Genomic DNA, 14356 nt, shown 5'->3' on the forward strand with positions numbered 1-14356 from the left:
CGTCATTTAAACAAAAAAGATCGGACTATGGTTGAACATAGTTGGATCTTTTTGTTTTCTTAGGGATCCGTATAATATCCTATAAGTGGCATTGTAAATAAAAAGATGTTGAGATAATCACTCAACATCTTTTTATTTATTTGTATTTAGATTAAAATGCTTTTTGGATTGTTTCTAAGAAATGCTTGTTGTAAGCTTCAGCATCTACACCTAGGGCAACGAATACGTTAGGTGTTTCACCGCGGTTAAGGGCTGCTTGATCTTGAACTAGGCGGCCTTGTTGTTTGTCGTATAAGCTTTTAATGCGGAATGTTTCGCCTGTTACCCAGTCGCTATTCAAAGCAACTGAAACAGCTAAAGGATCGTGTAATGCACAACCAGTTAAATTAGCATATGAGTTTGCGTAAGCTTTAAAGTAGTAAGTAACGATTTCGTGGAAGGTTTTACCAGCTTCAGAAATTTCTTTCCAAGGTTCAATATCTGTATCAGTAATTAATGTACGTAAAGTTACATCTAATCCAATTACTTTAATTGGTAAACCAGAGTCGAATACTACGTTATTTGCTTCAGAATCCTTCCAGAAGTTTGCTTCTGCAAACGGACTTACGTTACCAGGAACAGTTAGGGCACCACCCATAGATACGATACCTTTGATTTTTTGCATTGCAGGCAAATCTTTTTGAATTGCAAGCGCAGCATTCGTTAATGGACCAGTTGTTACTAAAATTAATTCATCTTTATATGTATTTGCAGATTCAATAATGAATTCAATTGCATCCTGATCAGAAATATTGTTACCGGCTGGCAATTCAATATTACCTAAGCCATTGAGACCGTGGAAGATACCAGAAGCAGGTTCTTGAACGTAATCTTCGGTAGCACCTAATTTATGAGATGCACCACGGAAAACCGGAATATCTTCACGATCAAGTAATTTAAGGACTGCGGATGCATTATGAACACATTTATCTACTTCTGCATTACCAAATACAGATGTAATACCGATAACTTCAGCATTTTCTTCACCTAAAGCTAAGGCAATTGCCATTGCATCATCGATACCAGTATCAAAATCTAAAATTAATTTCATTATAATCCTCCTAAAATTTCCGTACAATAGAGTGTACCTATAGGTAAATTATAAGGCATTGTGGGACTAATTCATAGAAAAAGTACCACAATGCCTTGAAATTTATTTTATTTAAATGAAATATGCGATTTCTTTATTAGAAAAAGAAACCAACAACTGTAGCTGAAATCATTGAAACAATTACAGAACCAATGATTAAACGGCCAGTGTTGTTTGCAACAACTTTGGCTTGGTCACCATTCATAATTTTTACAGAGGCAATAATCATACCGATTGTACCAATGTTTGAGAATGAAATAGCGTAAGTTGACATCATTGCTAATGTTTTGGCTGATAAGCTACCAGCAACTGTTTGTAATTCACCTAGGGCAACGAACTCATTTGTGATTAATTTAGAAGCCATGATTGCACCTGCATGAACAGCGTCAGCAGTAGGCACACCCATTACTAAGGCTAAAGGTGAGAAGATGTATCCTAAAATTGTTGTAAAGTCGATACCAAATGCGATCGTTGCAAGAGAGTTTAGGAACGTAATCAATGCATTGAAACCAATTAATGAACCTGCAATTGCAAGGGCAATTTGGAAACCACTTGAAATGTAGTCACTTAATACAGCAAAGAAGTTTTCTTTTTCTTCATTACTATTAAGATCTTCAGTAGGGTTAAAGTCAACTTGTACAGCATTTGGATCGTATGGTGCCATTAATGACACAACGATAAATGCAGCAAAAACATTTAATAGAATTGCAACTACTACGAATTTACCGTCGACCATTTGCATGTAGGAAGCAATTGTTGTTGCCGAAACACATGACAAACCTAATAGGGAGAAGGAGAAAATTTGGTCTGGAGAAAATTTATCCATGTACTTTTTAATACTGATAAAGCCATTTGATTGACCAAGCATTGCCATCATTGTAGCGGCGTATGATTCATTTCCACCCATACCAGTGATTAAGTTCAAACCTTTACCTAACCATTTAGCAACAATAGGTAAAACTTTCGTATATTGTAAAATACCAATTAAACCAGAAATAAATACGATAGGCATTAAAACATTAAAGAAGAAAATACCTAACTCTGTTGATTGTGGGCCGAAGACAAATTGTGTTCCCCCATTTGCTTGAAGAATTAACCAGTTAAAGAAAGCTGAAATACCTTCTAAAACGGCAATACCAAAGCTAGTTTGTAAACCAATAAAAGCGAAAACAAACATAATAACTAATAAAATACCTACTTGTTTAAAGCGGGCATTTTTACGGTCTTTACTCATTAACCAAGTAATAAGCCCAATAATTGCAAGACCGATTATTCCACGAATAATACTCATATCTAACTCCTATTCTTTTCAATGTTCTTTTTACACATCGTTTTACATTATAAAATATCTAGTATTAAAATACTAGCAGAAATTTTATTTTCTCACGTATACGTGTTAAAATTACTCACATAAGCTTTTATCAAATTCATAAGAGCAAATCTCCGATAAGTAGCTGAATTAGGGCTTTTAAATTGACTTGAAGCTAAGATTTTGGCACAATAAGGTGATGTAAAATCTGAAAGGAGAACGGATAGAATGTATAACGATGACGAACAAACAACTATTCACTGTTCTTTTTGTGGGAAGTCTCAGGATGAAGTAGATAAAATCATCGCTGGACCTGGAGTATATATTTGTAATGAATGTGTGGCCTTATGCCAAGAAATTATAGATGAAGAAACCAACCAAGAAAGACAAGAATCATACACAATGGTGGAGCCACCAAAACCAACTGAAATACGTGCAATTTTGGACGATTACGTGATTGGGCAAGATCAAGCGAAGAAAACCTTGTCTGTAGCTGTATACAATCATTACAAACGTATCGCTTCAAATCACCAAGCATCCGATGATGGTGTATCCTTACAAAAGAGTAATATCTTATTAATGGGACCAACTGGTTCTGGTAAGACGTATCTAGCGCAAACTTTAGCACGCATTTTGGATGTGCCATTTGCAATTGCAGATGCAACTACATTAACAGAAGCAGGTTATGTAGGGGAAGATGTTGAAAATATCTTAGTGAAATTGATGCAAGCTGCCGATTTTGATGTAGAACGTGCTCAAAAAGGGATTATTTACGTGGATGAAATAGATAAGATTGCCCGTAAATCTGAGAATGTATCAATTACGCGTGACGTTTCAGGTGAAGGTGTACAACAAGCCTTACTAAAAATCTTAGAAGGTACTGAAGCTAATATTCCACCTCAAGGCGGACGTAAACATCCACATCAAGAATTTATTCAAGTGGATACGACAGATATCCTATTTATTGTAGGGGGCGCTTTTGATGGTATCGAACCAATCATTAAAGAACGTTTAGGGGAAAAAGTGATTGGTTTTGGTCAATCTGGTAAAAATGGTATCTTGAATGATAACGATGCGATTATGCAACATGCAATTCCTCAAGACTTACAAACATTTGGATTAATTCCTGAGTTTATTGGTCGTTTACCTATCATGGCTAATTTAAACAAATTGACCAAAGATGATTTGGTTCACATCCTAACACAACCTAAGAATGCCTTAGTAAAACAATATCAACAATTGTTGAAGATGGATAACGTGGAATTAACTTTTACAGAAGAAGCACTTGATGCAATTGCACAAAAAGCTTTAGATCGTAAAACAGGTGCACGTGGTTTACGTTCAATTATTGAAGAAGCAATGTTAGAAATCATGTTTGAAATTCCATCCCGTGATGATGTTTCAAAAGTTGTGATAAATGGCGCTGTAATCAATGATGATGTTGAACCTGATTTGTTTGACCAAGCTGGGGAAAAAATTGCCTAGTTCATATCTAGTATGACAGTTAAAATGATTAGGAAAGACTAATTTTTTGGTCTTTCCTTTTTGTGTCAGAGAGGAGATTTCCATGGAAGTACATAATGTAGAATTTTTGATTTCTGCGGTTAGACCAGAGCAATATCCTGACCCCATCATTCCAGAAATTGCCTTAGCAGGGCGTTCAAATGTTGGGAAAAGCTCTTTTATCAATACGATGATTAATCGAAAGAAATTAGCGAGAACCTCTAGTAAACCAGGTAAGACGCAACAGTTAAATTATTACCAAATTGAAGATCTATTTTATTTCGTTGATGTACCTGGCTATGGTTATGCACGTGTCAGTAAAACTGAAAAAGCAAAATGGGGCGATATGCTAGAAACCTATTTCTCAACACGTGAGAACCTAGCTTTAGCATTATTAATCGTTGATTTTAGACATACACCAACGAATGATGATATTCAAATGAAGGAATTTATGGATTATCACGGGGTTCCTTACTTTGTTATTGCAACTAAAACGGATAAAGTGAAAAAGAGTCAATGGAACAAACATTTAAGTGAGATTTATAAGACACTTAATTTAGAATCCATCGATCAAATTTTACCATTTTCAGCCGAAACCAAAGATGGTAAGGATGAGGCTTGGGAGATTATTCAAGCTGTTTTAGATGGTGAATTTGATGCGAATTATGACGAAAGTGACGAATTTGATGATTTTAGTGAATAAAAGAAGATAATCATTGCCTTTTCAATGATTATGCACTATATTTATAGTGAATTTTTGTCGGCAAAAGTAGGTGATTAAATGGCAAATTTTATTCCGCAAGAAGTCATAAATGAAGTCAAAAGCAATGTGAATATTCTAGATGTCACCAGTCAATTTGTTGACTTACAAAAAAGGGGGCGTAACTACTTTGGTTACTGCCCATTTCATGATGAAAAGACACCATCTTTCACAGTCAATGAGGAGAAGCAGATTTTCCATTGTTTCTCTTGTGGCCGTGGCGGAAATGTTTTTCGATTTATGGAAGAAATCGAAGGGTATTCCTTTACCCAAGCTGTTCAAAAGGTAGCTGAACAAGGGAATGTATCGATCAATTTTGATTGGTCTGCAATCGATGGGAGCCAAAGTCAATCACAATACTCAGATAATCAACGACGGTTAATTCAAATTCATGAGGCTTTACGTCAGTTTTATCACTATTTGTTGGTGAATACTGAAAATGGTAATGAGGGATTAACGTATCTAAATAATCGTGGCCTGTCTGATGAGACAATTGATACCTATCAAATTGGTATTGCACCTGAAAATGGACAACTTGCCGCGCAACACTTGCTCAATAAGGAATTTACTTTTTCTGAATTGCAAGCATCTGGGGTATTCGTAGGTGAGGAGCGTCAATTAAGAGATCGGTTTGCAGGTCGAATAATGTTCCTTTACGGAATGAACGTGGGGAAACTGTTGGTTTTTCTGGTCGTATTTTGCCAGGATCTCATCACGCGAATGCTCACCCCGATGCAGCTAGGTACCTGAATAGTCCTGAAACGGAAATCTTCGAAAAAAATACTTTCTTATTCAACTTGGATTTGGCACAAAATGAAGCCAGAAGAGCCAAGGAGCTTGTTTTGTTTGAAGGATTCATGGACGTGATTGCTTCCCACAATGTGGGTGTGCAGAACGGCGTCGCTTCAATGGGGACTAGTTTAACCAATAATCAAATCAAGGCCATCGACAGGGCAAGTAAACAAGTTTTAATTGCATATGATGGTGATAGTCCAGGTCAAAAGGCAACACTTAGGCTATCAGCTTGATTCATGAGCAACGGCCACGTATTTCGATAAATGTCTTGGCTTTTGAACAAAACTTAGATCCTGATGAATTTATTCAAAAATACGGTGGCGATAAATATCTACAATTTGTTGGCACTCAACGACTGACGCCAATACACTTTATGCGTAATTATTATAGTAAAGAATACGCGTTGCAAACGGATAAAGGCAAGATTGACTATATCCAAGTCATGATACAAGCGATAGCGAAGATATCTCAACCTGTAGATAGAGATATTTATATTAGCGAAATTGCAAAGGATACTGGTGTCTCTAAGGAAACCTTATTACAACAGTTATCAGCAGTTGCTGGTAAGTCGGAGGATAATCATTCATCGGCAAATCAAAACTTCCGAGACTCCAGTCAGTCTGCAATTTCTGATCCTACTTTTTCTACTACGAAAAAAAGGACGCAACTTGAAAAAAGTGAATTGCTATTGTTGTATCGGTTACTCTATAATAGTGAAGCGTGGATGTATGTGACGAATGCCGATTTCCACTTTAGAACAAGCGAAATGGAGTCTTTATACATGATTTTGTCGGATTATCGCGAGAAATATCGTGATGAGGATGGCAATATTGATGCGAGTGATTTTCTTCAATCACTTACAGGGGCTCAGGAACAACAAATTGTTGCTGAAGTTATGACGCTAGAGGTGGCACCTGATCTTGGTGAGGGTGAAATGGAAGACTTATTATACAATATCCAAGTCAAAGGGTCTTTGAAGGAGCAGATGAGTGCTATTGATGACGAAATTCGTCAGGCTCAGGCCCTGGCAGATTTCGCACAGATTGGCATATTAACAAAACAAAAGATTGATTTGCTCAAGCAAATGAAGCAAAGACAATAAACATACAATTTAAATCAACGATAGGAGCGAATTGAATGGCAAAGAGAAAAGTGGGCGAAGTAACACTTAGTCAAGCAACAAAAATACTTATCGCAGAAAAGAAAATTTTGGGTACTATCCTTTATTCAGAATTAAGCGATAAAATTGCCCAACCTTATGAGTTAGATGATAAGGGCATGGACGCCTTAATTGAAAAATTTGAGGACCAGGGGATTTCTGTAGTAGATGAAAACGGCGATCCAACAATACGTCAAATTGCTAAAGAGGAAGAAAAGGTTAAGGAAGATGAAATTGACCCGACTTCAGTAGCTTCCGATGTAAAAATTAATGATCCTGTTAGAATGTATTTGAAAGAAATCGGGCGTGTTGAATTGCTAACTGCAGATGAAGAAGTTGCATTGGCACAACGTATCGAAGAAGGGGATCCGATTGCGAAACAAGAATTGGCTGAGGCTAACTTGCGTTTGGTAGTATCTATCGCTAAACGTTACGTAGGTCGTGGCATGTCATTCTTAGATCTGATTCAAGAAGGTAATATGGGTCTAATGAAGGCTGTTGAAAAATTCGACTATCATAAAGGTTTCAAGTTCTCGACTTATGCAACATGGTGGATTCGTCAAGCAATTACCCGTGCGATTGCAGACCAAGCACGTACGATTCGTATTCCCGTTCATATGGTTGAAACAATTAATAAATTAGTCCGTATCCAAAGACAATTACTTCAAGATTTGGGACGCGAACCAACGCCAGAAGAAATTGGTGCTGAAATGGATTTACCTACTGAAAAAGTACGTGACATTCTTAAAATCGCTCAAGAACCTGTTTCGTTGGAAACACCTATTGGTGAGGAAGACGATTCACACCTAGGTGACTTTATCGAAGACCACGATGCGACAAGTCCAGCTGACTATACTTCTGCTGAATTATTAAAAGAACAACTAAATGAAGTGCTAGACACATTGACTGACCGTGAAGAAAATGTGCTAAGATTACGCTTCGGTCTTGAAGATGGTCAATCTAAAACTTTGGAACAAGTTGGTCAACAATTTGGTGTAACACGCGAACGAATTCGTCAAATTGAGGCAAAAGCTTTGAGAAAATTACGCCACCCGTCTCGATCTAAACAATTGAAAGATTTCTTAGAATAAGTATTAAATTGAACAATAGAAAAAGCAGCCAGTGATGGCTGCTTTTTTGTGTTCTATGTGGAAGAGCACATCATTTTTTCAGATTGTTGACGGCATTATAAACTTTCAAGACATCCTCTTGAGTGGGTAAGGTATTAATGGTAACAAGTTCCATATTTATCACTTCTAGAATTGGAAAATTAGCAATAATTAGGTCAAATTCACTTTCACTTAATTTTGCATAGTCAACGGTAGGACTTGAATAAACGCTGAAATCAATTTACACAGGATTATGGACTTGACTGGGTCCGATTTATTATCAAAATGGTGGCGGAACAGGAATTTACGAGACTGCCAACGCAGTCAAGAACGCTACATCTTTCACTGCTGGGGATTCTAGTGCTACTTTAAATTTAGGTTTTTATCCTACTTACGAAAATGTTGAAATCGTAAAAAAAGTTAATGCAAACACTAATGAAATTGAAGAAAATTCAGTGATTAAATCATATGGCGATTTTGGGATTAAAGATTTTATTAATCATGAATTTTTGTCGTCCTACAAAAAAATATATATCCCTAACGAAGTTCTAAAAAACGGAGATTTAACAATTCACATAAAATCTGTTGCACAAAACGCTATTTTTTACGTTTTGGAAAAATCAGGCTTGAATTTTACAGTTTTAAAAGCTAAAAGGGTTAATTTAAACGATGGCGAAAACATCGTTGACATGGAGTATTCGACTAGTGGAAATGGTAGCGAATATTTTGGATATTACGCCAGAGGATATTACAAAATAACTGGAGGTAAAGGTTTCTATGAGACTGGAAGCGAAGATACTACTTATGATTATGTATCTGGTCAAACTATAATCACAACAGATAACACTATCGGTACACCGTCAGTTTTTGACTTAGGCGCATATCCCGAATACCAAACTAAAATAAAAGATGAAATTTCAAAACTCAATACCGAGTTTGCGCAGTTAAACGATGATTTTAATAGCTTACCCTCTTTGACCAGTCAACCTTCCATAAATTTAACGGACTATAAAACGCCTCAATACTCTGAAATTTCCGAGCCAGTCGGTTTTGTTGGTCGATGGTTTGACAAAACAATTAATGGTTTTGCTTGCAAAGTCACGATTAATCAAGGTTCAGAATTTTATTTTAAAGTTAAAGGCACAACGAGCATCAATGTTAACTTTGAATTAAATAGTGCATTGGAAACCCCGTATTTTGCATACTCTATCGACGGAAGTCCAATGACACGACAATTAATCACTAACCCCACTTTACTAGCGGTCACTACGGATGAACACATCGTGCGTGTTGTAATTGATGGAATAACTGAAACTGAAGACAAATGGGTTGGCGAAAAAGGTGTTGCTTTTAAAAATGTAACCGTAGGCGTCGGGGGAACAATTACAGGGGTTTTACCTAAAAACCGTAAAATTATGTTTTTTGGCGATTCAATCACAGAAGGTGTCAGAGTTTTAAATATGGAGGCGACCGCAAACGGCAATAGCGGTTCAGGCGCATATCCTTTCGTGACTTGTGAAAATTTAAATGCGATATCTTATCGTGTTGGTTTTGGTGCTCAGGGCGTTACGAACGGCGGAAGCGGTGGTGTGCCTGAAGTTTTACCAATGTTAGATTTAATGACAAGCACAAGACCTGCACCTTATTACGAGCCAGACTTGATTGTTTTAAATCATGGTACTAATGATGGTCCGGGAACTTCTGAAGATTTTATCGCAAAATATAACGCAGTTTAGATAGATTGACAATCAAATACGCTGGCGTGCCGATTTTTGCGATGATTCCTTTCAGAAAAAACAGAGAAACCGAAATTAGACAGTGCGTGGGTGGTCGCTCTAATGTATATCTTGTCGAAACAGGAAACTGGGCAATTACTTACACTGACGGTACTCATCCAGATTTAAATGGTGGGGTTGTAGCAGGTCAGAAATTAGCTGAATTTATCGTGTCGGTTGTCGGTAAGCAGTTTTTTATCTAAAAGGACATTCAGAAAGCGCTCAATTCATTTTGGGTGCTTTTATTTTTAATTTCAAAAGAGAATCGGACAAAAGCTACCTTAACTATTCTGTCAGACGTCCAAACAATATGCTATATTATAGTAAAAGTTTGGGAGGTCTACATATTGGAAAAATGGCAATGGTTTGTAGAAAATTGGTTTAATGTTTTCACGATTGGAATTGCATTATTATCTGCAGGTTATGCTTTTAAAGCTAATAATTTAAGTAAGATAGCAAATGATAATAGTAAAGTAGCAAATGAGTTGAGTGAAAGGGCAAATAAAATTGCTGAAGAAACAAATTATAATAATTATTATAAATTTATAACAGAAGTAATAGCTAGACTCAAATCTATCAAAAGCGAACTAACACAAGAGGAAGTGATACATAGCGATCGAATGGACGCTTATTCCAAGACGAAGTCTTTAAAAATATATTGCATAGAAAACCTTAGTAAGGATTTTATGATTCCTAATAAAGATTTTAACTTTTGGGAGTATCTTGATCAGTTCATTAATGATTTATTTAACTATATTGAGGAAAGTAGTCCTGAAATCATAATTAATGAGATTGATTCAGCAATTTCAGAATTAGAAAAAAGATTATAAATAATTTAAACCACCACTAACCTGGTGGTTTTTTTGTTGCATACATTTAGAAAGGAGCGTGAGAGATGACAGTAAAAGAAGATATAGTCGTTTAAACTCTACGTTGGAATCACCATGCATTATGCTATATTATGGTTATCAACTTTTGGAGGGGATTGTATTTGAAAAAACTTATAAACGATTTTCTGGATTCTCAAAGGTCATTACATTTTGGAATATCTTTATTAACCGTTCCAATCTATTTTTATTGGGTAGACAAGTATCAAGAATTATTTTTAGATACAATACCTATTACCAAAGCAAAGATGTATGGGGATTTATTGGGGCTGTTTCTTTTGTGATTGGTTTATCTTTAACAATTTTTTATCTGGATAGCAAATTAGAACATAAAAGACTTTCGAATAGATTTATCAAAAGCGTGGGAGCCCTTTCCATATTGTTTTCAACGTGGCTAGTACATAAAGAATTTGCTTATATTTGCTTTATATTTTGGGTAATGGGTATATACCTATTGATAGGGTTTCTACAAGATATAATTTTATTAAGTATTGGTAATTTTTTAAAATTGGAAACAAATTATCAGCTTATGATTGCAATTCCTTTAATAACAATAGTTCTGAATTATTTACTGAAAATTTAAATAAGTTTTTTCAAAATCTAATTAGTAGCTTGACTTTAAATAGTTAAGCTTTTTTCGTTACATAAATTTAGAAAGGGGAGTGTAAATGGATTGGCAACATGTAATTGAACGCATAGCAGTTAATGCAGGCTATATCGTCACGATTTTTACAGCGATTAAATACTTTGTACTTAATCCTTTGGAAAAACGACGTAAAAAAGAAGATGATGAAAAAATTGCAGAACAGAACGCATTTCAAGAGCGCATTTTACAAAAGACCTCAGAAAATCAGAAACCGCTAGTTGAAGCACTTGATAGCTTGAAACAACTCATCGAGGACACTCGGCGTGATAGCGACAATCTACATAAGATTGCTGACGTCAATGTAAAAGCAATTGGAGAGCTAGACGAGGAAATGGATAATCACGATAAGCGCATTTATCGGCTAGAAGTTAAAAATGGCTTTATCAAAATGGAGGAAGAAAAATAATGGACATTCTAAATTATGTCGTGCAAGAAGGACTGGTCATGATACCGGTCCTTTTTATCATCGGTGAAATTATCAAAGGTACAGAGTTATTAGGTAATAAATGGATACCATTAGTGTTATTAGTTATCAGTATCGGTTTAACACCATTAGTGTTAGGTACTTATACAGCTAACAATATCGTTCAAGCTGTACTTGTAGCTGGTGTAACTGTATTCGGTAATCAACTGATTAAGCAATCAAGTAAAGGAGCTAAATAATTATGTCAGAAGAAATCAAAACCGTTGAGAATTTAATGAAAGAAATTGAATCGCAAGAAGATGGTATTGTCAAAGACGGTAAAGGTACTGACCAAGACAATAAAGAGGAGGGCAAGTAATGGCTTTAACAATTAAAAAAGACCTAGCGCCAACAGTAGCTGGAACGAACGGTTTTGGGAATAAAAACCAAAAACGTAAAGTAACCGTCCATTTAACGGGGAATCGTGGAAAAGGTGCGAATGCTAAAATGCATTCGAAACTGCAAAAAACTATCTATCCGGCGAGCTGGCACATTCAAACGGATGATAAAGAATCTATTCAATCATTTGAGTACTCATGGCAGTGTTATCACGCTGGTGACGGTGCTGGAGATGGTAATAAACATTCAATCGGTATCGAGGGATGCATCAACGTTGATGGTGACTATGTTAAGATGATTCACAACTTAGCGGAGACAGTTGCTATTGTTGTTCGAGACAATGGTTTAGATCCAGTTAAAGACGTTGTACGTCATTATGACTGGTCAGGTAAACACTGTCCGTCTCAAATTATGGATGGTTGGTATGGTATTACATGGGCTAAGTTTAAACAAATGGTGGTAGATTATTATAACGCTGGTAACACAACAGTTAAACCTGTAGCGACGTCTGCTGCTAAAGCGGAAACATCAGCAAATGGTATTGTCGAGAAGTATAGTGAAAAAGGTGTATTCTATCCTAACGAGACTATTATTGTTAGAGATCAACCTTCTACTAAAGGTAAAATCATTACCAAATATTACAGCGGTGAGAATGTAACTTACCATACAGTGCATAAAGGCAATGGCTAGGTGTGGTTACAGTATACCCGGGCTAAAGGTGGCCAAGGTTTTATTCCTATTCGCGAGTACTACGGCGGGTCAAATTACGGTCCAAAATGGGGTACGATTAAATAATTACAATTTTCAAAGGGTAGCGGACTTAGTGTCTGCTACCTCTTTTTTGTTGCATATTACGAACGTAAGTTCTATAATATAATTAATCTTTCAAAAGATTAATAAGCTGAGATTAGGACAAGGTATCATTGTATTTTTGTCCTCTTCTAGTATAATAAGTTAAGCTTATTAATATTTGGAGGAAAATTAAATGGGTAAAAATACACAAAAAAAGTTTTAAAAAAAATATAAAATTTGAGTTTTATCAAATTTTTAAAAAAGATTCAACAGGAAATGAATCGCTTTTTGAACTACTTCACTGGATAAAATCGATGAAAACTTTAAAAATTGAAGACAGACTTGCTAGTTATGGAATAGATCAAATTAGATTAAATCAAGAAACATATGATAAAAATAATAATATATATATTTTAAATTTTTCTAGATTAAGAGAATCCATGTATCCATCGGTAGTTAATATTTCAAATTTAAGTTCAAAGGATGTAACAATATCTAATGATGAATTTCTTTCTGAGGATATCTCAGCAATTTATGATCCAGTCAATAGTGTATTGATGATACAGAGAAATATTAATAGCTTATCTCCGAGTGCGGTAGAGGAATATGTATCTGTTTTCTGGTCTGCGTATTTCAATCACAGCGAAATTATTGATTTCAGACCTATTATTGATCAAAACCCTTTCAAAACAGCTCTTGATAAGGAAGAATATAGATCCTTGAATATAAAAACAGCTGACTATAGGTATATCAGTAATTCTAGCAATTCTATATTAAAGCCATTTGCTCAAGCATTTGATTCTTTAAAAGTTTATAATAGCGTAGACATAGAAATAAAATTGTCTATGGGACGTAAAAGAAGTCAAAATTTAGATTATAAAGAAACTCAAAAAGTCATAAAAGAATTAGAAAAAAATCGGCAAAATTTTAATAAAATTGAAGTTCGAGGAAAAAGTGCTAATGATACAAAATTCGAAAAGGTTGATTTATTAAGTAATAAACTTTATTGCGAACAAACGTTTGATATTCCTTCACGAAGTAGTTTTAAATCTTCAACTATCCAAAAGGAAATGATTAATTTATATATTAACGGTACTGAACCTATGAAACAAAAAGTTATCGATAACATATAGAATAAAATTAATTTTGAGCAGCTTGAAAAAGGAGGATAGACATGATAAAAAGAAGATTGCTAAGTATACGTGAGAATCACCCCCATTTTATTTATATTTTTTTACCATATTTATTTAGTCTTATCTTGTCTATCTTACTTTTTTGTTTTTTAAGTGACTTCTATAAAATCGAAGGCTTTGATAAAATATTGGAATCTGTTATAAATTTTAGTTCCATAGTTATAGGTTTTTACACCGCTATGTATGGAATTTTAATATCTATAAAGAAAAATTCCGTATTAAAACAGTTTCCAATTTTTAATGTTGATTGGTTATTTAAATACAAGTTATATGAATCACTGATACTTTCCTTTATAATTCTTATATTTACAACTCTGTTCCAGGTTTTAATCTATAACGAAAATAATTTCACTTTAATATACTCTTATCCTGAATAATTCATACTTTTAATTAAAACCATGTGAAACTGCCTCACGGCAGCTTACAATTACTTTTTCATCTTCACCCGTTAAGTGATGAAAAAAGAACCCCTTTCTGCTATGGTTAAAGTGACTAAA

General features: G+C 35.1%; 15 protein-coding genes and 1 pseudogene. 14 read left to right on the forward strand and 2 right to left on the reverse strand.

The window, feature by feature from the left end; translation table 11 throughout:
- Window positions 1–151: 151 nt before the first annotated feature.
- On the reverse strand, window positions 152–1090 hold the full coding sequence (locus tag B9P78_RS02100; RefSeq protein WP_094517925.1) for a nucleoside hydrolase: 939 nt from the start codon (window positions 1088–1090) through the stop codon (window positions 152–154).
- 136 nt (window positions 1091–1226) lie between these two features.
- Window positions 1227–2420, reverse strand: coding sequence for a NupC/NupG family nucleoside CNT transporter (locus tag B9P78_RS02105; RefSeq protein ID WP_094517926.1), 1194 nt, complete (start codon window positions 2418–2420; stop codon window positions 1227–1229).
- A 246-nt stretch (window positions 2421–2666) separates the two neighbouring features.
- On the opposite strand from B9P78_RS02105, the gene clpX reads away from it, so the two are divergent.
- From clpX to B9P78_RS02165, 14 genes and pseudogenes are all read left to right on the forward strand, one after another.
- Window positions 2667–3923, forward strand: a complete 1257-nt coding sequence (gene clpX, locus B9P78_RS02110; RefSeq protein ID WP_094517927.1) for an ATP-dependent Clp protease ATP-binding subunit ClpX — start codon at window positions 2667–2669, stop codon at window positions 3921–3923.
- Between the two features lie 82 nt (window positions 3924–4005).
- On the forward strand, window positions 4006–4644 hold the full coding sequence (yihA, locus tag B9P78_RS02115) for a ribosome biogenesis GTP-binding protein YihA/YsxC (protein ID WP_094517928.1): 639 nt from the start codon (window positions 4006–4008) through the stop codon (window positions 4642–4644).
- Between the two features lie 78 nt (window positions 4645–4722).
- Window positions 4723–5450: pseudogene (locus B9P78_RS09970) on the forward strand (DNA primase); the annotation flags it as partial.
- Window positions 5451–5543: 93 nt separating this feature from the next.
- On the forward strand, window positions 5544–5729 hold the full coding sequence (locus tag B9P78_RS09975) for a toprim domain-containing protein (RefSeq protein WP_233487657.1): 186 nt from the start codon (window positions 5544–5546) through the stop codon (window positions 5727–5729).
- Window positions 5730–5764: 35 nt separating this feature from the next.
- Window positions 5765–6598 (forward strand): hypothetical protein, encoded by an 834-nt coding sequence (locus tag B9P78_RS09980; RefSeq protein ID WP_233487653.1) that lies wholly within the window; start codon window positions 5765–5767, stop codon window positions 6596–6598.
- A 35-nt stretch (window positions 6599–6633) separates the two neighbouring features.
- Window positions 6634–7746: an RNA polymerase sigma factor RpoD gene (gene rpoD / locus B9P78_RS02125; protein ID WP_094517929.1), complete on the forward strand. Its 1113-nt coding sequence runs from the start codon at window positions 6634–6636 to the stop codon at window positions 7744–7746.
- A 473-nt stretch (window positions 7747–8219) separates the two neighbouring features.
- Window positions 8220–9500 (forward strand): SGNH/GDSL hydrolase family protein, encoded by a 1281-nt coding sequence (locus B9P78_RS02130; RefSeq protein ID WP_094517930.1) that lies wholly within the window; start codon window positions 8220–8222, stop codon window positions 9498–9500.
- Between the two features lie 5 nt (window positions 9501–9505).
- Window positions 9506–9742 (forward strand): hypothetical protein, encoded by a 237-nt coding sequence (locus B9P78_RS02135; RefSeq protein ID WP_094517931.1) that lies wholly within the window; start codon window positions 9506–9508, stop codon window positions 9740–9742.
- A gap of 144 nt (window positions 9743–9886) precedes the next feature.
- Complete coding sequence (locus tag B9P78_RS02140; RefSeq protein WP_094517932.1) at window positions 9887–10369, forward strand: hypothetical protein; 483 nt, start codon at window positions 9887–9889, stop codon at window positions 10367–10369.
- Window positions 10370–10427: 58 nt separating this feature from the next.
- Window positions 10428–11009 carry a hypothetical protein gene (locus B9P78_RS02145; protein WP_148138565.1) on the forward strand — a complete coding sequence of 194 codons (582 nt, stop codon included), beginning with the start codon at window positions 10428–10430 and terminating at the stop codon, window positions 11007–11009.
- Between the two features lie 85 nt (window positions 11010–11094).
- A complete protein-coding gene (locus B9P78_RS02150; RefSeq protein WP_094517934.1) occupies window positions 11095–11478 on the forward strand; it encodes a hypothetical protein in 384 nt (127 codons plus the stop codon).
- Window positions 11478–11735, forward strand: coding sequence for a phage holin family protein (locus B9P78_RS02155; protein ID WP_094517935.1), 258 nt, complete (start codon window positions 11478–11480; stop codon window positions 11733–11735). Before B9P78_RS02150 ends, B9P78_RS02155 begins: the two co-directional genes overlap by 1 nt.
- Before the next feature lie 118 nt (window positions 11736–11853).
- A complete protein-coding gene (locus B9P78_RS02160) occupies window positions 11854–12564 on the forward strand; it encodes an N-acetylmuramoyl-L-alanine amidase family protein (RefSeq protein ID WP_094517936.1) in 711 nt (236 codons plus the stop codon).
- Window positions 12565–12896: 332 nt separating this feature from the next.
- On the forward strand, window positions 12897–13799 hold the full coding sequence (locus B9P78_RS02165; RefSeq protein ID WP_369824315.1) for a DUF6731 family protein: 903 nt from the start codon (window positions 12897–12899) through the stop codon (window positions 13797–13799).
- Window positions 13800–14356 lie beyond the last annotated feature (557 nt).

This window comes from Aerococcus sp. 1KP-2016, from assembly GCF_002252085.1.
In the GTDB taxonomy this organism is placed as follows: Bacteria; Bacillota; Bacilli; order Lactobacillales; family Aerococcaceae; genus Aerococcus.

Excerpts from the sequence above, each read along its gene's own strand:
- rpoD (WP_094517929.1), top strand. The coding sequence starts at position 6,634 with ATGGCAAAGAGAAAAGTGGGCGAAGTAACACTTAGTCAAGCAACAAAA.
- B9P78_RS02150 (WP_094517934.1), top strand. The coding sequence starts at position 11,095 with ATGGATTGGCAACATGTAATTGAACGCATAGCAGTTAATGCAGGCTAT.
- clpX (WP_094517927.1), top strand. The coding sequence starts at position 2,667 with ATGTATAACGATGACGAACAAACAACTATTCACTGTTCTTTTTGTGGG.
- B9P78_RS02105 (WP_094517926.1), bottom strand. The coding sequence starts at position 2,420 with ATGAGTATTATTCGTGGAATAATCGGTCTTGCAATTATTGGGCTTATT.
- yihA (WP_094517928.1), top strand. The coding sequence starts at position 4,006 with ATGGAAGTACATAATGTAGAATTTTTGATTTCTGCGGTTAGACCAGAG.
- B9P78_RS02155 (WP_094517935.1), top strand. The coding sequence starts at position 11,478 with ATGGACATTCTAAATTATGTCGTGCAAGAAGGACTGGTCATGATACCG.
- B9P78_RS02100 (WP_094517925.1), bottom strand. The coding sequence starts at position 1,090 with ATGAAATTAATTTTAGATTTTGATACTGGTATCGATGATGCAATGGCA.
- B9P78_RS02160 (WP_094517936.1), top strand. The coding sequence starts at position 11,854 with ATGGCTTTAACAATTAAAAAAGACCTAGCGCCAACAGTAGCTGGAACG.